Source organism: Paraburkholderia sp. RL17-347-BIC-D (assembly GCF_046027915.1).
GTDB lineage: Bacteria > Pseudomonadota > Gammaproteobacteria > Burkholderiales > Burkholderiaceae > Paraburkholderia.
Genome location: NZ_JARESS010000016.1, coordinates 121,126 through 142,894 on the forward strand (window position 1 = coordinate 121,126; position 21,769 = coordinate 142,894).

At 64.2% G+C, this 21,769-nt stretch carries 17 protein-coding genes; 8 read left to right on the forward strand and 9 right to left on the reverse strand.

Annotated elements, in window-relative coordinates; translation table 11 throughout:
- Positions 1-126 precede the first annotated feature (126 nt).
- From P0D96_RS22450 to purT, 6 genes are all read right to left on the reverse strand, one after another.
- Positions 127-1,596: a DEAD/DEAH box helicase gene (locus P0D96_RS22450; protein WP_408177982.1), complete on the reverse strand. Its 1,470-nt coding sequence runs from the start codon at positions 1,594-1,596 to the stop codon at positions 127-129.
- Positions 1,597-2,026: 430 nt separating this feature from the next.
- Positions 2,027-3,463: an aldehyde dehydrogenase family protein gene (locus tag P0D96_RS22455; protein ID WP_408315342.1), complete on the reverse strand. Its 1,437-nt coding sequence runs from the start codon at positions 3,461-3,463 to the stop codon at positions 2,027-2,029.
- Between the two features lie 31 nt (positions 3,464-3,494).
- Positions 3,495-5,147 carry an acetolactate synthase large subunit gene (locus P0D96_RS22460; RefSeq protein WP_408315344.1) on the reverse strand — a complete coding sequence of 551 codons (1,653 nt, stop codon included), beginning with the start codon at positions 5,145-5,147 and terminating at the stop codon, positions 3,495-3,497.
- A gap of 258 nt (positions 5,148-5,405) precedes the next feature.
- A complete protein-coding gene (locus P0D96_RS22465; protein WP_132375359.1) occupies positions 5,406-5,774 on the reverse strand; it encodes an MliC family protein in 369 nt (122 codons plus the stop codon).
- Positions 5,775-5,867: 93 nt separating this feature from the next.
- Complete coding sequence (locus P0D96_RS22470) at positions 5,868-6,080, reverse strand: DUF6726 family protein (RefSeq protein WP_408177979.1); 213 nt, start codon at positions 6,078-6,080, stop codon at positions 5,868-5,870.
- Between the two features lie 137 nt (positions 6,081-6,217).
- Positions 6,218-7,432, reverse strand: a complete 1,215-nt coding sequence (gene purT, locus P0D96_RS22475) for a formate-dependent phosphoribosylglycinamide formyltransferase (RefSeq protein WP_408177978.1) — start codon at positions 7,430-7,432, stop codon at positions 6,218-6,220.
- A 252-nt stretch (positions 7,433-7,684) separates the two neighbouring features.
- Between purT and P0D96_RS22480 the strand changes: the two genes are divergently transcribed.
- Together P0D96_RS22480 and P0D96_RS22485 are read left to right on the forward strand one after the other, a co-directional pair.
- Positions 7,685-8,224: an META domain-containing protein gene (locus tag P0D96_RS22480; protein WP_408177977.1), complete on the forward strand. Its 540-nt coding sequence runs from the start codon at positions 7,685-7,687 to the stop codon at positions 8,222-8,224.
- A 263-nt stretch (positions 8,225-8,487) separates the two neighbouring features.
- Complete coding sequence (locus P0D96_RS22485; protein ID WP_408315347.1) at positions 8,488-12,759, forward strand: FtsK/SpoIIIE family DNA translocase; 4,272 nt, start codon at positions 8,488-8,490, stop codon at positions 12,757-12,759.
- A gap of 118 nt (positions 12,760-12,877) precedes the next feature.
- Here P0D96_RS22485 and P0D96_RS22490 read toward each other — a convergent pair whose 3' ends face one another.
- A complete protein-coding gene (locus P0D96_RS22490) occupies positions 12,878-14,173 on the reverse strand; it encodes a lactonase family protein (protein ID WP_408287308.1) in 1,296 nt (431 codons plus the stop codon).
- A gap of 231 nt (positions 14,174-14,404) precedes the next feature.
- Here P0D96_RS22490 and P0D96_RS22495 point away from each other — a divergent pair, with 231 nt between their 5' ends.
- Positions 14,405-14,557 carry a DUF3096 domain-containing protein gene (locus tag P0D96_RS22495; protein WP_007175701.1) on the forward strand — a complete coding sequence of 51 codons (153 nt, stop codon included), beginning with the start codon at positions 14,405-14,407 and terminating at the stop codon, positions 14,555-14,557.
- A 243-nt stretch (positions 14,558-14,800) separates the two neighbouring features.
- Here the strand turns inward: P0D96_RS22495 and P0D96_RS22500 are convergent, their stop codons facing one another.
- Positions 14,801-15,046 (reverse strand): hypothetical protein, encoded by a 246-nt coding sequence (locus P0D96_RS22500; RefSeq protein WP_132375371.1) that lies wholly within the window; start codon positions 15,044-15,046, stop codon positions 14,801-14,803.
- A gap of 252 nt (positions 15,047-15,298) precedes the next feature.
- Here P0D96_RS22500 and P0D96_RS22505 point away from each other — a divergent pair, with 252 nt between their 5' ends.
- Both P0D96_RS22505 and P0D96_RS22510 read left to right on the forward strand, forming a co-directional pair.
- Positions 15,299-17,179 carry a glycoside hydrolase family 15 protein gene (locus P0D96_RS22505; RefSeq protein WP_408315349.1) on the forward strand — a complete coding sequence of 627 codons (1,881 nt, stop codon included), beginning with the start codon at positions 15,299-15,301 and terminating at the stop codon, positions 17,177-17,179.
- Positions 17,180-17,359: 180 nt separating this feature from the next.
- On the forward strand, positions 17,360-18,637 hold the full coding sequence (locus P0D96_RS22510) for a polyhydroxyalkanoate depolymerase (RefSeq protein ID WP_132375373.1): 1,278 nt from the start codon (positions 17,360-17,362) through the stop codon (positions 18,635-18,637).
- 94 nt (positions 18,638-18,731) lie between these two features.
- Here the strand turns inward: P0D96_RS22510 and P0D96_RS22515 are convergent, their stop codons facing one another.
- Positions 18,732-19,364 (reverse strand): TetR/AcrR family transcriptional regulator, encoded by a 633-nt coding sequence (locus P0D96_RS22515; protein ID WP_012432273.1) that lies wholly within the window; start codon positions 19,362-19,364, stop codon positions 18,732-18,734.
- Between the two features lie 231 nt (positions 19,365-19,595).
- Between P0D96_RS22515 and rsxB the strand changes: the two genes are divergently transcribed.
- The 3 genes from rsxB to P0D96_RS22530 all read left to right on the forward strand — a co-directional run bounded on the left by rsxB (position 19,596) and on the right by P0D96_RS22530 (position 21,673).
- Entirely contained in the window at positions 19,596-20,429 is an 834-nt protein-coding gene (rsxB, locus tag P0D96_RS22520) for an electron transport complex subunit RsxB (protein ID WP_408315351.1), read from the forward strand.
- Positions 20,430-20,448: 19 nt separating this feature from the next.
- Entirely contained in the window at positions 20,449-21,093 is a 645-nt protein-coding gene (gene nth, locus P0D96_RS22525; RefSeq protein ID WP_132375375.1) for an endonuclease III, read from the forward strand.
- A 145-nt stretch (positions 21,094-21,238) separates the two neighbouring features.
- Positions 21,239-21,673 carry a DUF1841 family protein gene (locus tag P0D96_RS22530; RefSeq protein ID WP_012432270.1) on the forward strand — a complete coding sequence of 145 codons (435 nt, stop codon included), beginning with the start codon at positions 21,239-21,241 and terminating at the stop codon, positions 21,671-21,673.
- Positions 21,674-21,769: the final 96 nt, after the last annotated feature.

The window sequence follows — 21,769 nt, forward strand, 5'->3', positions numbered from 1 at the left end:
GCGAGCTGCGGGGCGAGCTTTCGAAGCGCCCGAACTATTGCCGCGCCGCCGGCGGCCCCACTACCGGCGCAAGCCCAGCCCGCGCCCCAGGCGAACCGCACCCGAGCCACTCCAGCGAACCAAAAATCAGGAAGAAGACGACGACTTCCTCGGCATCCCAAATCCGCCCAGCAGAGCTGCCAAAGGCTGCTTGGAAGCCGTCTTTTGCGGCGCAGCGGAAGCGGCGGCCTCCTCGATTTTACGAACCGAAGAAGGCGACGGCTCATAAGGCTTCAGGAAGAAATCATCCACGGGCTGAGCGCGATGATGATGCGGCCGGTCGAACGTACCCGACGACGCACCCGTGCGCCGGCGGCTGCCGCGGTCCTCACGGCCCTCGCTGCTGCGTTCACGACGCGGCGCGCGTTCTTCATGGTGATGCCGCACCGGCGCTTCCACCGTCAGGCGTTGCACGTCCAGAGGACGCTTGATCAGCTTCTCGATATCGGCAAGCTGCTTGCGCTCGTTCGGGCTGCACAGCGACAACGCATCACCCGAAGCACCCGCGCGGCCGGTACGGCCGATCCGGTGCACGTAGTCCTCCGCGTTGAACGGCAGATCGAAGTTGATCACCGCCGGCAGTTCGGCGATATCCAGGCCGCGCGCGGCGACATCCGTCGCCACCAGCGCTTCGATCTCGCCGCGCTTGAACGCGTCGAGTGCCTGCATCCGCTCATTCTGCGTGCGGTCGCCGTGAATCGCGGTCGCGACCACGCCGTCGCGCTCGAGGCTGCGCGCCAGACGGCTCGCGCCGATCTTGCTGTTGCAGAACACGATCACCTGCTTGAGGCCGCGTTCGCGAATCAGTTGCACGACCGCGCCGGTCTTGTCGCCCTCCGCCACTTCGTACACGACCTGCGTCACGTTGGTCGCGGTGGAGTTGCTGCGCGCGACTTCGATGGTTTGCGGGTTGCGCAGATACGTGGCGGCAAGCTTCTTGATTTCGCCTGAGAACGTGGCCGAAAACAGCAGCGTCTGACGTTCTTTCGGCAGCAGGTTCAGGATGCGCTGCAGATCCGGCAGGAAGCCCATGTCGAGCATCCGGTCGGCTTCGTCGAGCACGAGAATCTGCACCTGGCCGAGATTGGCTGTTTTCTGTTGCACGTGATCGAGCAGACGGCCCGGCGTGGCGATCAGAATCTCGACGCCGCGGCGCAGTTGCTCGGATTGCGGATTCATATCCACGCCGCCGAACACCACGGCGCTGCGCAGCGCCGTGTGCTTCGCATACGCCTGCACGTTCGCGGCGACCTGGTCGGCCAGTTCGCGAGTCGGCGTGAGGATCAGCGCGCGCACCGGATGGCGGGCGGGCGAAGCGCTCGTGCTCGCCTGCGGCAACAGACGCTGGATGATCGGCAGCGAGAAGCTCGCGGTCTTGCCGGTGCCGGTTTGCGCGGCGCCCATCATGTCACGGCCGGCCAGCACGACAGGGATCGCCTGCTCCTGGATCGGCGTAGGGATGGTGTAGCCCGACTCTTTGACGGCTTTCAGGATATCGGGCGCGAGGCCGAATTGATCAAAAGTCGCAGTGCTGGGCGTGACGGCTGTGTCGGACATGGTGGCTTTCGCTAAAAATGCGCTTGGCGCGTACGCGCGGCAGCGGTCGGAACCGCAGAGGGCATTGTGATGAAGGCGGAGCCACGGCGTTCCGCACGGGACCCGTCAATATTGCGGGAAAAAATGCGGCCGGCTCCGGCCGGCGGAAACACCCGCCGGAAAGGCCGGTATTGTAGCACTTCAGCAAAAACACTCATGGCGCATGCGCCGGCTTTCTGCTTACGGCGGAGAAAGCCGGGTGCCGGCAGACTGCGCACCCGCCGGCGAATCGCGGCAAAGCACCGGCGCGCCTCGCTCGCGAGCGTAGTTGGTGGAGACGACAGTTGCGTGACAGCGAGCTGGATCGGCGGCGCGGCGATCGGCGCGCGATGCCGCGTCCGGCCGTGCGGGCGGCCCCGATGCCCCTCAGCCGCCACGCCGCCACATCGTCTCACCATGTCTCGCGCATCACCATCAACCGGATCTCGGTCATGTCCTCGATCGCGTAGCGCACGCCTTCACGCCCCAGCCCGGAATCCTTCACGCCGCCATACGGCATGTTGTCGACCCGGAACGACGGCACGTCGTTGATCACCACGCCGCCCACGTCGAGTTCATCCCACGCGCGATGCGCGTGCGCGAGCGAATCCGTGAACACGCCGGCTTGCAGGCCGAAGTCGCTGTCGTTGACGGTCGCGAGCGCGGCGCCGAAATCGTCGAAGCGCTCCAAAATCGCCACCGGCCCGAAGGCTTCCTTGCGATACAGATCCGTGTCGCGTTTCACGCCTTCGAGCAACGTAGCCTCGAACATCGCGCCGTCGACCTTGCCGCCCGCGACGATTTTCGCGCCGGCCTGCACCCCGCTTTCCATCCAGCCGGCGAGGCGCTTGGACTCCGATTCGGAGATCATCGGCCCGACAAAGGTCTTTTCGTCTTTCGGATCGCCCATCACCAGCGACTTCGTCTTGGCGATCAGCTTCTCGCGCAGCGCATCATAAACCTTCGCGTGGACCAGAATCCGCTGCACACCGATGCAGCTCTGCCCCGACTGATAGAACGCGCCGAACGCCAGCCGATCAACCACGTAATCGAGCTTCTCGCCCTGATCGCCGTCGACGATCGCGGCCGCGTTGCCGCCCAACTCCAGAATCACCTTCTTCTTGCCCGCTTTCTTTTTCAGCTCCCAACCTACAGCGGGCGAGCCGGTGAAGGACAGCAATTTGAAGCGCTCGTCGGTGGTAAATAGATCGGCGCCGTCGCGATGCGCGGGAAGAATCGAGAATGCGCCTTTCGGCAAATCGGTTTCCGCCAGAATCTCGCCCATGATGAGCGCGCCGACCGGCGTGCGGCTCGCCGGCTTCAAGACGAACGGCACGCCCGCCGCGATGGCCGGCGCGACCTTGTGCGCGGTCAGGTTCAGCGGAAAGTTGAACGGCGAAATAAACGAGCACGGTCCGATCGGCACACGCTTCACATAGCCGTGATAGCCCTTGGCGCGCGGCGAAATCTCCAGATTGACGATCTCGCCGTCGATGCGCACCGATTCCTCCGCGGCCACCTTGAACGTGTCGATCAGGCGCGTGACCTCGCCTTTCGAGTCGTTGATCGGCTTGCCGGCTTCGATGCACAGCGCGAGCGCCAGTTCGTCGTAGCGCTCGCGAAAGCGCTTCACGCAATGTTCGAGCACCGCCTGACGCTTGAACGGGGGAAAGACGCGCATGGCGGGCATGGCATCGACGGCATGGCCGATCGCTTTGTCGATCGCGGTGGCGTCGGCCATCGCGACGCGGGTGGCGACTTCGCCGCTGAATTTATCGGTGACTTCGAGATCGGTGTTGGCGGCCACCGCAACGTTCGCCAGGTAGTACGGGTAAGTCTTTTGCAACATGACGCGTCTCCTTGATCCGATGCGTGACAGTTCACAATTGCGCCGAAAGCCGCTTGATCTCGCGATTCAGCACGCGCTCATTGTCCGAATAGTCGATCGGCAGATCGATCACATGCACGCCGGGCGTCGCGAAACATTCGCGCAGTAAGGGCGCGAATTCCGCAGCCGATTCGATGCGGTGTCCCTTCGCCCCGTAGCTCTCTGCATACGCCACGAAATCCGGATTGCTCAGCGTCATGCCGTAGTCCGGGAAGTTCATGTTTTCCTGCTTCCAACGGATCATGCCGAACGCGTCGTCGCGCACGATCAGGATCACCAGATCCAGCTTCAGACGCACCGCCGTTTCCAGTTCCTGCGAATTCATCATGAAGCCGCCGTCGCCGCACACGGCCATGACTTTGCGGTCCGGGTGCACGATCTTGGTGGCGATCGCGGACGGCAGGCCCGCGCCCATCGACGCCAACGCATTGTCGAGCAACAGCGAATTCGGTTCGTGCGCGCGGTAGTAGCGGGCGAACCAGATCTTGTACATGCCGTTGTCCAGACACACGATGCCGTCCACCGGCGTGGTCTCATACACGTCGTTGACGACGCGCACCGGATACATAGGAAAGCGGTCGTCGTGCTGGCCTTTGGCCAGATGCGCCTCGAAGTGCTCCTTGATCTCCTTGAAGCGCGTGAAGTCCCAATGCTTCTGGCGCTCCTTGAGACTTTCCTTGAGTTGCCACACGGCGTTGGCGATGTCGCCAACCACTTCGATCTGCGGGAAGTACACCGTATCCACTTCCGCGCCGAGGAAGTTGACGTGAATCACCGTTTTCTCGCCGGCGTCGCCGCTGCGCATGAAAAACGGCGGCTTCTCGATCACGTCGTGGCCGACGTTGATGATGCAGTCCGCGTGGTCGATCGCGCGATGCACGAAGTCGCCGTCGGACAGCGTCGCATTGCCGAGCCACATGGGATGCGATTCATCGATCACGCCTTTGCCCATCTGCGTCGTGAAGAACGGAATGCCGATCTGGTCGACGAACTCGCGCAGCATCTTGGTGGTGGTCTTGCGGTTGCCGCCCGCGCCGATCATCAAGAGCGGATGCTTCGCGCTGGTGATCGCCTCGACCGCGCGCGCCACGGCTTTTTCCTCGGCCACGGGACGGCGGCTGAAGCTTTTCGGAATCGGCTTGCCATCGCCCTCTTCATGCGCGACATCTTCGGGCAATTCGAGGTGCGTGGCGCCGGGCCGTTCTTCTTCGGCCTGACGGACCGCCTCGCGCACCGCAGCCGGAATATTGGCAACCGATACGATCTGCCGCGTGTATTTGGTGAGCGGCTCCATCATGCGCACCACGTCGACGATCTGGAAATGCCCCTGCTTGCTCGACTTGATCGGCTTTTGCCCGGTGACCATCAGCATCGGCATGCCGCCGAGCTGCGCATACGCCGCGGCGGTCACGAAGTTGGTCGCGCCCGGCCCGAGAGTGGCCAGACACACGCCGGTGCGGCCGGTGAGACGGCCATATGTGGCGGCCATGAAACCGGCCGCCTGTTCGTGGCGCGTGAGAATCAGACGGATTTTCGAGCGGCGCAGCGATTCGAGCAGATCGAGATTTTCTTCACCGGGAATGCCGAACACGTACTCGACACCTTCGGCTTCCAGCGATTTGACGAACAGGTCCGATGCTTTCATTGAGGGTCTCGCTTGATGATACGGACGCGGGCCGTGACTCCATCGCTGGAGCCCGGAAACGGACGATCGAAAACGACCCCGGCCACGCCGACAGTGCCTGGGATGGCACGGATGGCATGACGCGGTGGCACGGCGGCAAATGCCATGCGGGACAGCTTACTACTCGAATGGAAACGGCGTGCGCCGGCGGACAATGCGGCGAAGCGGAAGGCGGTGAGACAAGCGGCGGCATGGGAAGGGAAAGCCGCCGCATCGCGCTCAGCGATTAATGGTGATGCAGTCGGAGAGCATGGGTGGCGCGTTTTCGCCGGCCATTGCGTCATACAGGTCGGCGCGCGGCCCCTTGGTCCACCATGTGTAGCTGCCGGCCTGATATTTCGCGCCCGACGCCGACAGCGTATTGACGAACAGCAGTTGCTTGCCCTTCACCGGCACGAGGGCGAAGCTTTGTCCGTTCGCCGTGTTCCAGTAAGTGACATGCAGAATCTTGCCGGTCGCGCAGGTGTATTTGTGCGTCTGACGGTTTTTGGCCTGAATCTCCGAGAACTGCAACGGCGCGGCCCACGCATGGCCGTACAGCGCCGCGAGACCCGCCGCCGTGGTGACTGTAACAAGCCATTTCTTCATGAGATGCCTCGATCGTTGCGGCAAATCGAACACGGGCGGCGCGCCGCACGTTGCGCCTCTGGAACTGCGGCTGAAAGGCGGACGACGGGCCGGTTATGGGTCGATCACGTCGGCGCACGCGTCGGTCGGCGCGGCGGCCACATGCCCGACCACCGGCACGATCTTCAACCCTGCCGACGCGATCCGGCACGGCGCAGCCGCGAGGCCGCAGCCCGTCAACCCGACGCACAGCGCGAGCAGCACGCCGAGTGCGCCGAGACGGCTGGTCCAACCGCGCCGCGTGTTGTTGCGCAATTCCAGCGCCATACGTACCTCTACTCCGATGGGCTCGACGAGCCCCAATCATTCAGATTGCGCGCGGCGATGGGTGCCGGGCACGCGGGTTGGGCGAGTCACGGCGAATTGCTTCAGCTGCAGCAGTTCGCCGTGCACGGCGCCGTCACTTACTTCGCCGACACCGGCCGCACTGCTGCCGCGGCCTGCTTCGCGCGCGAACGTGCTTCGTCGGTGTTCTCGCCGGTGGCGAGCGCCACGCCCATGCGGCGCTTGACGAAACTCTCCGGCTTGCCGAACAGACGCAGATCCGCGTTCGGCACCGCCAACGCCGCGGCGACGCCTTCGAACGCAATGCCGGTCTCGTCGAGCCCGCCGTAAATCACCGCCGACGCGCCCGGCGCCCGCAGCGACGTATCCACCGGCAAACCGAGGATTGCGCGCGCGTGCAATTCGAATTCCGAAAAGCGCTGCGAGCACAGCGTGACGAGCCCCGTATCGTGCGGACGCGGACTCACTTCCGAAAACCATACGTCATCGCCGCGCACGAAAAGTTCCACGCCGAAGAGACCCCGGCCGCCAAGCGCGGCCGTCACCTTGTGCGCGACTTCGCGCGAACGTTCGAGCGCGAGCGGGCTCATGGGCTGCGGCTGCCACGATTCGACGTAGTCGCCCGCCACCTGCACGTGGCCAATCGGGTCGCAGAAATAGGTGCTGACTTCGCCGCTCGCCGGGTCGATGGCGCGCACGGTCAATTGCGTGATTTCGTATTCGAAGTCGATAAACCCTTCGACGATCACGCGGCCATGATTCACCCGGCCGCCGGCCATCGCGTATTGCCATGCGGGTTCGACGTCCGCGTCGCTTCTGAGCACCGACTGCCCCTTGCCCGACGACGACATGACCGGCTTCACCACGCACGGATAGCCGACTTTGGCGATGCCCGCGCGCAGTTCGTCGAGCGAATCGGCGAACGCGTACGGCGAGGTCGGCAAGCCGAGTTCCTCAGCGGCGAGACGGCGGATGCCTTCGCGGTTCATGGTGAGCTGCGTGGCGCGCGCGGTCGGGATCACTTCGGCGAGACCGTCGCTTTCAATGGCGGCGAGGGCGTCGGTTGCGATCGCTTCGATCTCGGGGACGATCAGATGCGGCCGCTCCTGTTCGACCAGCGCGCGCAACGCCGCGCGGTCGGTCATGTCGATTACGTGCGCGCGGTGCGCCACCTGGTGGCCCGGCGCATTCGGATAACGGTCGACGGCGATCACCTCGACGCCCAGCCGCTGCAGCGCGATGATCACTTCCTTGCCGAGCTCGCCGGCGCCGAGCAGCATGACACGCGTGGCGGATTCAGAAAGGGGCGTGCCGATCCGTTGGCCGATCTGCATGAGGTCTCCAGATAAAAGTCGGATGAGGGTGGGATTGAGTAGAACACGATGTTAACATGCGGGCCCCTCGCCGCGCCTTGCTCGCGGCGGCCGCATCCTGATCTGCGCGTGAAGGGCAACGGCGGAGCACGACGGCGGCGCGCAAGGGCGCCGCGGCGCACCGAATAAGCGCTCCGCCCGCCAATGCTCTCGCGTGCGGCAAGCTTAGTGCGTTACCCTTACGCCTTCGCCAGTTTGAAGAGGAACGACGCCATGCTCCAAAGCTCCTCCGCGCGACGTGTTGCGCGCTTCACCCCGTATCTGCGCACCGCCCTCGCCGCGTTGAGCGTCGCCGCGCTGTTGAGCGCCTGTGCGATCCCGAAACATCCCGACTCGGAAGCCACCGCGCCCGATCCATTCAATCCCGCCGCCGCGCAACTGCTCGACGACACCAGCTGGGTGCTGAGCGCCTGGAAACAGGCAGACGGCACGGCACGCGCGATTCCGGCCGCGGACCAGGACGCGCCGATCACGCTCACGCTCTCCACCTCGACCGGCCAGCGCCATGCCAGCGGCTTTTCCGGCTGCAACCGCTACATGGGCTCGTACGCGCTGAAAGACGGCAAGCTGAGCTTCGGCACGCTGGGCGGCACGCGCATGGCGTGCATGACGCCCGGCGGACAGATCGAAGGCGCGTATCTCAATGCGCTGACGCACATCGACCGCACCGGCGTGCAGATGCGCGCGCCACAGCAAATGCAACTGGTGCTCGACAACGGCGACACGCTGACCTTCGACCGCAGCACGAAATGAACGAGTCGCGGATCGTCCGGTCGATGCTCGAGGTCGCTGATGAGCGAACCGGACCGCGGAGCGGAGCGCCTCGATCGGGACGGGCCACATGACGGATGAAGGCTGTCCCGCCAGCCGTTGTTTTTCACCGACGGCGGGCCGCGCGCCGGTCTGCTTTCCAATTGACGCAAGCATACTTGCGTCTGCCTTCGAAGCATCGGGCTTCGCCGGTTTAAACTCGACGGATTGCGTTTTTGCGCGTCCGTCATTCGTTGATGTCTAGTATGCACACGGTAGTTTTCGGCTGGTTCGGCGGGTCAGCCGTCTGGTTCATTCCTCTTTTGTGGCGTCTCGTAAAGTCGGCACTGCCGGGCGGCGCGGGTCTGCGCGGCCCCGGCACGATCCGGCTGTGGCTCGGCTTCGTCTGTGTGCTGGTGGCGAGCTGCACACTCGAGGCGTCGCTGATCGGCGTGGCCGGCGTGAATGACTTCGGCCATGCGCTGGCTGCGGGATTCGGCCATCTGCTCGGGCATATCGGCACGCCCCTGGCGGCGCTCGCGCTGCTTTTCATCAGCCTGCCGTGGCTGATCGACTTCCGCTGGCGCGACTTCGCCGCCTGGGCCGACGGCGCGTTCGGCCTCGGCCTGTCGCGCGGCCTCGCCAAACGCGACGAGGAAGCGCGCCGTCATCGCAGCGTCGATGATGGTTTGCCGTCGCATGTTTCGCCGGCCACCAATACGATGGCGCCTAAAACCAATGGCCGTTATGCGCGCCCGACGGTCTGGCGTCCGCCGGCGCGTGGACGCGACGCGGCTGCGGCCGGCGCCGCGGCGAGCGCGGCGGGTAAGGATGCGGCGGCGCGTGGCGCTGCGGCGAGCTGGCGTGCTGGCGCGGCCACGCCGCGCCGTCAGGCAATACAGGCTGAGCCGGTGCTGCGCACGGGGGCCGCGACGACACCGCCGCGACAAGTGCCGATGCAGACGCAACCACTTAAAGCGGACAAGGCGGCATGGATGCCGGCGGAGCCGGTCGCGCCGGCTGGATGGTTGCGCGAGTCTGGGCCGCGCGCCGCTGCGTCGGGTGCGTCCGGTGCGGCGGCTCGCGATGGGGCGTCGCAGATTGGACGTCGCTCGGCTGGTGAACAACGGCCGGCGGGATCTTTGGGGGGCGGCGCGGGTTTGGCTGCGGGTGCTGCCTTTGCGGCGGGTGCGGTGGGGGCGGCAGGTAAAGCGGCGCAAGCTGCGGCGCACACGACAGCGGCGGCGCGAGCAGTGTCCGGCGGCGCGGGCTCTCATGCGGCCGTAGGTCCCGCAGGAAATGCAACGACCGGTGCAGGTCGTCCTGCGACGACGGCTCAAGGCTCGGCGGCCCCGGCGGCTCCAGTCAGTCGCGCGCCGGCGCCCCGGCAAGGTTTCTCGCCTGGACCGCATTCAAACGATGTCACGCCGACGCCGGCCACGCGCCGTCCGCCGCCGAGCTACACGCGGCCGATGCCGGCGACGCAGAAAGTTACGCCACCCGCCAGCGTCCAGGAGACGCTACGCAGCATCGCAGAAAACGCCGCTCGCTGGACCGACATTGCGGGCGTCAGCCTCGCGCGCAGCACCGGCACGGAAAACGCAAAGGTGACGAGCGCGCCGAACGCCGCGCCGTCGTTCGAGGCTGAGCGGTCGAGTGTGGATGTGCCGCGAGCGGATGCGGTTGAACCGGCTTTGCCGCCGGATGAGAATGTGCCTTCGCTGGGTGTTACCGGCAATGCTAATGCTGCGGCTGATCGCGCGATAGAAACGCCGACCGATGCGCCGCGCATGGAAGCCGCGTTCGAAGTGCCGCCCGAAGTCAGCCACGAGCCCGTCGTGCAATGGCCGATCGAGCCGCCGATTATGCAAGCTCCGTTGACGGAGGCGCCGGTGGTCGCACCTGCACCTGCACCTACGTCGCAGTATGTGCCGCCGGTCGCCACGCCGACGCCGTTCCAGGTTTTTGCCGCGCAGTTGCAAGCAAGCGAAGCGACCGAGGATGAATCGCCGTGCGAAGACGATTCGATGGCATCGACAACTCACACCGACAGTCACGCGAGCCCGAGCGTTGAAACCGCGCAGACGCTCAGCAAGTCTGCGGACCATTCGGAAGTCACCGCACCGAAAGTCACCGAACACGTGACTGAGCCGGCAATCACGGAACACGTGGAAGAAGCCGCACCGTTTGTCGAACCGCAACCCGCCGCGCTTGCGCCGGTTGCTGGAATCGTGATCGATAAAACGCACGCGCCTTGGGAAGCCGAACTCGATGCGGTCCTAGCGCAACACGCGGCTTCGTCATCGAGTGCGCCGGCTGTCGGCAGCGTCGTTGTGTCGAGCGGGGCAGTGCCGACGCGTGACGCCACGCCATCGCCGAGTATCGCGCGCCAAAGCGAATTCGCCACGCCGGTCGAAACGGAAACGGTGGACTCCCCTGCCCTCTCGGACGCACTTGAAGCATCGGACTCGTCGGTCACCACGCACGCTGCAAACATAACCGCCGCAGTAACGCCGCAAAACTTCACGCCGCGCTCTTCGGAGTCGTCGGCCACCGCGCACGCGGCGAACATAACCACGGCAGCGGCGCCGCAAAGCATCACACCGCATGCTTCGGGCTCGCCGACCACCGCACACGCGGCGAACATAACCACGGCAGCGGCGCCGCAAAGCATCGCACCGCATGCTTCGGACTCGTCCGCCCCCGCGCAAGCTACAAACATAACCACCGCAGCACCGCCGCAACCCATCGCGCCGCAAGCATCGAACGTAGTCCGCTTTCCGGGCTTTGTGGTTCAGGCCACGCCCATGGCATCCGACGTCATCGCCGACGCACCCTTCGCCGTCGAAGACCGTACCAACGAGACCGCCATCCCTCCGCTAGCACCGCCAGCGCCGGCAACATCGGCACCGCTCGCCGCACCGTACGCAACCGCGGTCCCATCCACGGAGCCCACGGAAGCCACGGAGCCCACCGAACCCGCCACCCAACCACGCCCACCCCTGCGCGGCCACAGCCCCACCAACGGCTTCGAGTTCCACGCGCCCGCGGCATCGATGGTCGAACTGCCTACGCTCGACCTGCTCGCGCCCGCGGACATCGACGTCGAACCGGTCTCCGAAGAAAAGCTCATCGAAACCGGCCTGCTGATCGAACAGCGGCTGCAGGAATTCAAGGTGCCGGTCACCGTCGTCGGTGCGTCGGCCGGCCCGGTCATCACACGCTTCGAAGTCGAGCCGGCGCTCGGCGTGCGCGGCAGTCAGATCGTCGGCTTGATGAAGGATCTGTCGCGCGGCCTCGGCCTAACGTCCATCCGCGTGGTCGAGACGATTCCGGGCAAGACCTGCATGGGCCTCGAATTGCCGAACGCCAAACGGCAGACCATCCGCCTGTCCGAAATCCTCGAAGCCAGCGTCTATCAGAACTCGCATTCGCAGTTGACGCTCGCCATGGGCAAGGACATCACCGGCCACCCGGTGGTCGCCGATCTGGCCAAGGCGCCGCACATGCTGGTCGCCGGCACGACCGGTTCGGGCAAGTCGGTGGCGATCAACGCGATGATCTGCTCGCTGCTCTACAAGGCGACGCCCGAAGAAGTCCGCCTCATCATGATCGACCCGAAGATGCTCGAGCTGTCGGTCTACGAAGGCATTCCGCATCTGCTCGCGCCGGTCGTCACAGACATGAAGCTCGCCGCCAACGCGCTGAACTGGTGCGTCGGCGAAATGGAAAAGCGCTATCGCCTGATGTCGGCGGTCGGGGTGCGCAACCTGGCCGGCTTCAACCAGAAAATCCGCGACACCGAAGCCAAGGGCAAGAAGCTCGGCAACCCGTTCTCGCTGACGCCGGAAGCGCCCGAACCGCTCGCGCCGCTGCCGCTGATCGTAGTCGTGATCGACGAACTCGCCGACCTGATGATGGTGGCCGGCAAGAAGATCGAAGAGCTGATCGCGCGGCTCGCGCAGAAGGCGCGCGCCGCCGGCATCCATTTGATTCTGGCGACGCAGCGTCCTTCGGTGGACGTGATCACCGGCCTCATCAAGGCGAACATTCCGACGCGCGTGGCGTTCCAGGTGTCGTCGAAGATCGACTCGCGCACGATTCTCGATCAGATGGGCGCCGAGTCGCTGCTCGGCCAGGGCGACATGCTGTTCCTGCCGCCCGGCACGGGCTATCCGCAACGGGTGCACGGCGCGTTCGTCGCCGACGAGGAAGTGCATCGGATCGTCGAGTATCTGAAGCAGTTCGGCGAGCCGCAGTACGAGGAAGGCATTCTCGACGGCCCGGCCACCGACGGCGGCGCGGCGCAGGATCTGTTCGGCGAATCGCCGGATGCGGAAGCCGATCCGCTCTACGACGAAGCCGTCGCTTTCGTGGTGCGCACGCGGCGCGCGTCGATCTCGTCGGTGCAGCGGCAGTTGCGCATCGGTTATAACCGCGCGGCGCGTCTGGTCGAGCAGATGGAAACGGCGGGCCTCGTGTCGGCTATGGGCATCAACGGCAGCCGCGAAGTGCTCGCGCCTGGGCCGGCGGAATAAGCAACTATTGTTGGCCACCGCCAGTGCGAAACCACCCACCGCAAGAAAATGGGCCGCTTGAAAAAGCGGCCCATTTTTCATCCGGCGCGCGCCGTCACATCACGCGCTTCGCCCACACTTACGACGGCGAGACCAGCTTGAAATCCACCGGCGAACCGAGTTCGAAACGCTTCGGATTCGCTTCGAGCATACCGCTCTGCTGATTGCGCTTGAACACGTACACGGTATCGCTGTTCTGATTGCCGACGATCAGCCAGTTGCCGGTCGGGTCGATTGCGAATTCACGCGGCGACTTGCCCATGCTGGATTGATGGCCGATCTTCTTCAGGTGCCCGTTGGTGGGGTCGACCGAAAAGATCACGATGTCGTTCGCGTCGCCGCGATTGGTGGCATACAGAAAGCGCCCGTCCGGCGACAGATGAATCGCCGCCGCGCCCACCGCGCCCTTGAAGCCCGGCTCGGTCAGCGAAAGCGTTTGCACCTGCGTGAGCTTGCCGTCGTTGTAATTGAACGTGCTGACCGTTGCCGCCATTTCGCTCGTCAGATACGCATGTTTGCCGTCGGCGCCGAACACCAGATGGCGCGGACCCGAGCCGGCTTTCTCCTGGTTGTAGCGCCAGTCGGTCGGGCCGAACAGCCCGCGGCTGCCGTCAGGCGTGTAGCGATATGAGTACAGCTTGTCCGCGCCGAGATCCTGCGCGAACAGATAGTGGCCGTCCGGCGAGAACACGGTGGAGTGAACGTGCGAGTTGTCCTGCCGGCCCTTCACCGGACCGCCGCCTTCGTGATGCACCGTGAGCACCGACGGGCCGACCTGACCGTCGGCCTGCAACGGGAACACCGCGAAGCTGCCGCCCGGATCGGCGGCCACCGAGTAGTTCGCGGTCAGCAAATACTTGCCGTCCGGCGACAGGCTCAGATAGCACGGATCATTGCCGTCCGAAGAGACCTTGTTGAGGAACGTCAGCTGGCCGCTCGCGGCGTCGAAACGAAACGCGCTGATGCCGCCGCGCTGCGTGGCCGGGCCGTTGTCGCCGGGCATTTCGTTGACCGCGTAGACGAAGCGGCGATCGCGGCTCACCACGAGGTAGGACGGGTTGACCGTCTGCGCGACCGAGACGCGCGTCGCTTCGCCCGTCCTGGTGTCGAAGCGATAGACATACAGGCCTTCGCTCTTCGGGCCGGTATAGGTGCCGACCACCATGTCATAGACGCCGTCGGCGGGGGCCGGGCCGGAATCTTGCGCAAACGCCTGCGAAGCAACAATCGAGACCATGAGCACGAAACCTTTTATTATCGAACGGGCGGAGCGCAATGGAGCAGGGTGCGCCGCGCGCCATGAGGTGGAATCAGCAGCAGAAGGCAAGCGGGAATCTGCAACGGCAGGCATCGCGGCCCGGTGACGACGAAGCATATGACCTCCTCTACATCGGTTATTTGGTTGATTCGGTTGTCATGGTGTCTCTGGTCTGCCGCGCAGTCGTTCGTGCGTTGTTCTTATCGAAAGAAGTATAAAAGCGTTGTGTCGGATCATGCAGCGAATCCGGTGACCGCTATCCGGTCAGGCGGCAATCGGCAGCATGAGTGGCAATTGTCCCGCCTGACGGGGCGTTTTTTCAATCGCGTCTCACACTACGGAGTCTTCATGAACGTCACACTCAGCCTGGGCCCGCTGGTTTCGTTGATCGCCGGTATTCTGATTCTCGTCATGCCGCGCCTGTTGAACTACATCGTCGCGCTCTATCTGATCATCATCGGCATCATTGGGATCTTCGGCGTGGGGTCGTCGCACTTCTGAGCGGCGGCGGCAATCGGCTATGCAAGCACGGGACGCACGACCGGGCGCAGCGCCGGCCCGGCGGCGCCTCGCGTCGAGGCAGGACATAAGACGTGCGCAAGCGTCACGCGCCAATGGCCGTGAAGCTCGAGGCAAGCAAGAAAACCGGATGGCACGGCGAAGCGGCGTAGGCTCGCCCGAAGCACGGTGAGTGTGCGGTCAGTGCGGTGCAGCAACCATCCGGCGTGCGCGAAGCGCCGTCAGTCAGCCGTTCGAAAGCTGGTCGAGACGCAAGCGTCCCTGCAGCGAGAGAGCGCCAACGGCATAATGGCCATCGCCTTCCTTATAGCGCCGGAAGCAGGCCCGTTCGACCAGAAAGGCGGCGGCGGTCAGCATGCCGTTGCGGCTTAGCCCTAGCCGGCCATAATCGAGCGGTAACATCGAATCGTCGGCAAGTTCGCTGGCGGCCGAGAGAATCGTAATGCAATCGGATTTCGACGGGTTCAGCATAGCTTTGGTCCTCGGAAACGGCGTCTGTATGCGCCATGGGCGGGGCCGGTTCATAATCCGGAAAGCTCCGGGCGTCGGCTTGAAATCTGATTGTAGGCATTGATTTGACAATTACCAACCCGCGTTTCGCTGCATTGCATGATGAACCAAAGCGCATCGCGCAAGTCCGGTAACAACAACGACACCTCGACGACACCTCGACGACACCTTGCGCGGCGCCTCCTCGCCGCGCGCCATACTGACTCGCTCCTCATGCCCGCACTCATCGAAGACTATGCGCTCATCGGCGACGGCCATACGGCCGCGCTCGTTTCCCGCGAAGGTTCCGTCGACTGGCTCTGCTGGCCGCGCTTCGATTCCGGCGCCTGCTTCGCCGCCCTGCTCGGCACGCCCGAGAACGGCCGCTGGCTGATCTCGCCGGTCTCGGACACGCCGCCGACCATCACCCGCCGTTATCGCGGCGAAACGCTGATCCTCGAAACCGACTTCGAGACGCCCGAGGGCGCCGTCACGCTGATCGATTTCATGCCGCCGGGTAACGGCTGGTCGGAAATGGTGCGGCTCGTCGTAGGCAAACGCGGCACGGTGCGCATGAAGATGGAACTGGTGCTGCGTTTCGACTACGGCTTCTCGGTTCCGTGGGTCGACCGCCTGAAGCACGACAGCGGCATCAAGGCGATCGTCGGACCGGACACCGCCGTGTTGCGCACGCCGGTCGAGTTGCGTGGCGAAGACATGAAGACGGTCGCCGAATTCACCGTCAGCGAAGGCGCACGGGTGCCGTTCTCGCTCGCTTACTCGCCCTCGCATCTGCGCATTCCGCCGGCGCGCGATCCGCACACCTCGCTGGCGCGCACCGAGAATCACTGGCTCGAATGGTCGGCGCGCGGCACGGTCGAAGGGCGCTGGGCCGAGCCGATCCGCCGTTCGCTGATCACGCTGAAGGCGCTCGCTTACGAACCGACCGGCGGCATCGTCGCCGCGCCCACGACCTCGCTGCCGGAGCAGCTCGGCGGCATGCGCAACTGGGACTACCGCTACTGCTGGCTACGCGACGCCACGATCACACTGCTCGCGATGATGCGCGGCGGCTATTACGACGAAGCTCGCGCGTGGCGCACGTGGCTCGGCCGGGTGATGGCCGGTGCGCCGGACCAGTTGCAGATCATGTATGGCATCGCGGGCGAGCGGCGCTTGCCCGAATTCGAAATCGACTGGCTGCCGGGCTATCAGGACGCGAAACCGGTGCGGATCGGCAATAACGCGGTCGGCCAGCGCCAGCTCGACGTCTATGGCGAAGTGATGAATGCGCTGCATCTCGCGCGCGTCGGCGGCCTGCAGGCGGACGACACCGCGTGGAACGTGCAGTGCGCGTTGCTCAAGCACCTCGACACGATCTGGCAGGAACCCGACGAAGGCATCTGGGAAACGCGCGGCGGCCGCCAGCATTTCACCTTCTCGAAGGTGATGGCGTGGGTCGCCTACGATCGCGCCATCAAGTCGGCGGAAATGTTCAAGCTCGACGGCCCGCTCGACGAATGGCGCGCCACCCGCGCGCAAATCCACGCGGAAGTCTGCGAGAAGGCCTGGAATCCCGCGCTCAACGCGTTCTCGCAGTGCTACGGCACCGACCAGCTCGACGCGAGCGTGCTGCTGATGCCGCTGGTCGCGTTCCTGCCGCCGAACGATCCGCGCGTCAAAGGCACGGTGGCGGCGATCGAGCGGGACCTGATGCGCGACGGCTTCGTGATGCGCTATCGCACCACCGAATACGACGACGGCCTGCCGCCGGGGGAAGGCACGTTTCTCGCTTGCTCGTTCTGGATGGTGGACAACCTGGCGTTGCAAGGCCGCCTCGACGAAGCAATCGCGATGTACGAACGTCTGCTCGCGCTCTGCAACGATGTCGGTTTGCTCGCGGAAGAGTACGATCCGGCTGCGAAGCGCCTCGTGGGCAATTTCCCGCAGGCGTTTTCGCATGTGGCGCTCGTGCACACCGGCCTGAACCTGATGAAACACGAGCAGGCGATGGCGCAGGCGACCGGGCAACCGCCCCATGACGGCACCGGAGAACCAGAACTTGATGCTGCTGCAACCCCCGATAGCGGCGCGGCAACATCGCCAGTAGCATGATTTAATGACAGTTTGCGTGATAGCCGCGCGCAAAATGCTGCATTGCACAAGTACGCTTTGTTCGATATGATCGACTAGACTGTCGGCCGAAAAACAATGTGCCCACAACCAAATTGGCCCGCCGCAACGCCACACGCGTGTTTGCGAAGCCCCATGCGAACCGCTTAGAACGGAGCACCCATGCTCTACCAACTGCACGAATTCCAGCGGGCGATGTTGAGCCCCCTTACCGCCTGGGCCCAGGCCGCGTCGAAATCCTTCGCGAATCCCGCCAGCCCTTTGGCCTACGTGCCTGGCGCCACGCGCCTCTCAGCCGGTTACGAACTACTCTACCGGCTCGGTAAAGATTACGAAAAGCCCGAGTTCAATCTTCATCAGATTGTCAAAGACGGTCATAACATTCCGATCATTGAACAGACGATCATCGAGAAGCCGTTTTGCCGCCTGATGCGCTTCAAGCGTTTCGCCGACGATAGCGACGCTGTTACCCAATTGAAAGACGAACCGGTCGTGCTGGTATGCGCACCGTTGTCGGGACACCACGCCACGCTGCTGCGTGACACCGTGCGCACGTTGTTGCAAGACCACAAGGTTTACCTGACCGACTGGATCGACGCACGCATGGTGCCGCTCGAAGCCGGCGAGTTTCATCTGGACGACTACGTCGCCTACATTCAGGAATTCATCCGCCACATCGGCGCGAAGAATCTGCACGTGATCTCGGTGTGTCAGCCGACCGTGCCGGTGCTTGCCGCCATTTCGCTGCTGGCGAGCCGCGGCGAAGACACGCCGCGCACCATGACGATGATGGGTGGCCCGATCGACGCGCGCAAGAGCCCGACATCGGTCAACTCGCTCGCCACGCAACACTCGTACGAGTGGTTCGACAACAACGTGATCTTCACGGTGCCGCCGAATTATCCGGGCGTGGGCCGTAAGGTTTACCCGGGCTTTTTGCAGCACACCGGTTTTGTCGCCATGAATCCGGAACGTCACGCGGCGTCGCACTGGGATTTCTACCAGAGCCTGCTGCGCGGCGACGAAGACGACGCGGAAGCGCACCGCCGCTTCTACGACGAGTACAACGCCGTGCTCGACATGGATGCGGACTATTACCTCGACACGATCCGCGTGGTGTTCCAGGAATTCCGCCTCGCCGAAGGCACGTGGGACGTTTCCGGCGAACGGGTGAAGCCGCAGGACATCACGAAAACCGCGCTCTTCACGATCGAAGGCGAACTGGACGACATCTCCGGCGACGGCCAGACCTTTGCCGCGCATGAGCTGTGCACGGGCATTCCGGAAGAGCACAAACGTCACTTCACCGCGGAGAAGTGCGGACACTACGGCATTTTCTCCGGACGTCGCTGGCGCACCATCATCTATCCGCAGTTGCGCGACTTCATCCTCGAGCACAACAAGGCGCCGAAGGTAGCGAAGGAAAAAGTCGAAGCCTGAGCGTCGCACGCGTAGTCGGCAAACAACGGCCTCTTCGGAGGCCGTTGTCGTTCATGAGGATCCCGAAGCCTCAGTGCGCCGCTTTTGACGCAGCCTACTTGCGCAACAGATACGCGAGCAGCAACTCGGTGTTCATCTGAATCACTTCACTGCGCTCGCTCGCGCTGCTGAAATCGCGGCCGAGTGTGGCTTCGAGTGTGAAGCGGTTCGACACGATGTAGTAGCCCATGCCCGAGAGCGTGACGTAGAAGCGCAGCGGATCGACGTTGGTGCGGAACAGCCCCGCACGTTGACCGCGCTCGAGAATGCCGCCGAGCGTGGCGACGATCGGCGAGATCATTTCGCGGATGCGCGTCGACTTCTGCATATAGCGTGCTTCATGCAGATTCTCGTTATTGATGAGACGCAGCAACTCGGGATGATCGCGGTAGTAATCCCAAACAAAATGCGCGAGACGCGTGATCGCCTCGACCGGGGCTATGCCATTGAGTTCGAGCGTGCGCTCCGCTTCATTGAGCGCGCTGAACGCGTGCTCGAGTACGGCGGTAAAAAGCTGCTCCTTGCTACCGAAGTAGTAATAGAGCATGCGCTCATTCGTTTCCGCGCGGCGGGCGATCTGATCGACGCGCGCGCCGAATAGCCCACCATTTGCAAACTCTTCGGCCGCCGCAAGCAGAATGCGGCGCCGTGTGCCTTCAGGATCTCTTTTGATTTTCGGCTGATTCATGGTGGCATCGTCTTCGTGAGCCGCGTTATCCGGATCGCGCCGCCGGCCTCTCCTCGGGCCTTGCACCGACAGCACTGAACGGGCTGGTTGGGGGAATACCCTTCTGCGGTCTTTCGAAAAAAGCGCTTCGATTATGGCACATGGATTGCGGATGGCAATTGGGGAAATCGGCGATAATGTGCTATTTAGTTCAAGCTGTGCGGCCGCAAGCCAAAGCCCCACGTCGTGACCGTGACAGATACCAAAACACTCGCAGACCGCATCGAAGATCTGCTCCCCCAGACGCAATGCACCAAGTGCGGTTACCCCGCATGCCGTCCCTATGCCGAAGCCGTTGCAAGCGGTGAGGCCAACTACAATCAATGCCCGCCGGGCGGCGCCGAAGGCATCGCACGGCTTGCCGCTTTGCTCGGCAAGCCCGTGATTCCGCTCAATTCCGCCAACGGCGTCGAACGGCCGCGTCCGTTGGCGGTTATCGACGAACAAGTTTGCATTGGCTGCACGTTGTGCATGCAGGCCTGTCCGGTCGATGCAATAGTTGGCGCACCGAAACAGATGCACACGGTGATCGCCGAACTCTGCACCGGTTGCGATTTGTGTGTGCCGCCCTGCCCCGTCGATTGCATTGCCTTGCCGCCGGTCACCGGCGAAGCGACCGGTTGGGACGCGTGGAGCCAGGCGCAGGCCGACGCCGCGCGCGAGCGCCATGACCGGCGCGAAGCGCGTCTCGCCCGCGAGCGCGAGGCTGCCGAAGCACGTGCTGCAGCGCGGCGGGCCGGCAGCGCTGCCGCTGCTCAGGTTACCGAAACAACGCAAGCCAACGCTGCGGCGCCATCGGCCGCGCCCGCCGCGGACGATGCCGAAGCAAAGAAACGCGCGATTATCCAGGCCGCGCTCGACCGTGCTCGCAAGAAGAAAGAGGAACTGGCCGCCAAAGGCCAGGGCCCGCTGAACACCGAACGTGTGAGCGCGGACGTGCAGGCGCAGATCGATGCCGCCGAAGCACGCCGCCGCCGTCTCGGCCTCGCCGCGGACAACCCCGATACACCGTCCGATAAGCACTAACCGCACCGTCACGCCCAGCATGAACGCGAACAAACGCCGCGCCATCTACGAGACGTTTCAGAGTCTCACGCCTCATCCGACAACCGAACTCGAGTACACCACTCCGTTCGAACTGCTGATCGCCGTGCTGCTGTCGGCGCAGGCCACCGACGTGTCGGTCAACAAGGCCATGCGCAAGATGTTCCCGGTCGCGAACACGCCGCAGAAAGTTTTCGATCTCGGCGAAGAAGGCGTGACCGGCTACATCAAGACCATCGGCCTCTATCGCACCAAGGCGAAGAACGTCATCGCGACCTGCCGCATTCTGCTCGACCAGTACGGCGGCGAAGTGCCAGAGGATCGCGAAGCGCTCGAAAGCCTGCCGGGCGTCGGCCGGAAAACGGCCAATGTGATTCTGAACACCGCGTTCGGTCATCCGACCATCGCGGTCGACACGCACATCTTTCGGGTTGCGAATCGAACCGGTCTTGCGCCCGGCAAGGACGTTCGCGCGGTCGAAGCGGCGCTGGAGAAATTCACGCCCGCTGAGTTCAAGCAGGACGCGCACCACTGGTTGATCCTGCACGGCCGTTATGTATGCAAGGCGCGCCGGCCTGAATGCTGGCATTGCGTGATCGAGCCGCTGTGCGAGTTCCGGCCGAAAACCCCGCCGCCGGATCTGTAGGCGGAACCGGGACCTCATGCAACGCCAAAGCGCCGCCAGCAGCCCGCGCCGCCCCGGCGTAAAATGACGCCCTGCCTCGTCGGCTTCACAGGCTGACGCTTTACAGGCTCGCGTCACACGCCCCACTCAACGCACCGGTCTCACGATGTTCAATCCCAGCCGCGACGAAGTCCGTCTCTTCTTCACCGACACCTGGCGCAAGCAGCGCAAAGGCGAGATTCTGACGCCGCTGGAGGCGATCGCCGCCGACTGGATCGTCGAGCATCCCGAATACCACGCCGACCTGACCGACGGCGACGCCGCCCAGGCACAGGACTACTCGCCCGAACGCGGCCAGACCAATCCGTTCCTGCATCTATCTATGCATCTGGCGATCACCGAACAGCTGTCGATCGACCAGCCGCCCGGCATTCGCGCGGCGCACGAACGCCTTGCCGCACGCCTCGGCTCGACCCACGAGGCGCAGCACGCCATCATGGACTGCCTCGGCGAAACCATCTGGGAAGCGCAGCGCACCGGCACGCCGCCCGACACGGACGCATACCTGCAGCGCATCGAGCGGCGCGCCACGCGCGACTGAAGCTGGCACATCCGCCAGTCGGAACCAAGCGCCCAAAAGCACGACACCCCGCCGAAGCGGGGTGTCGTTCAATCCAAAAGCAGCGCGAAGACTTAT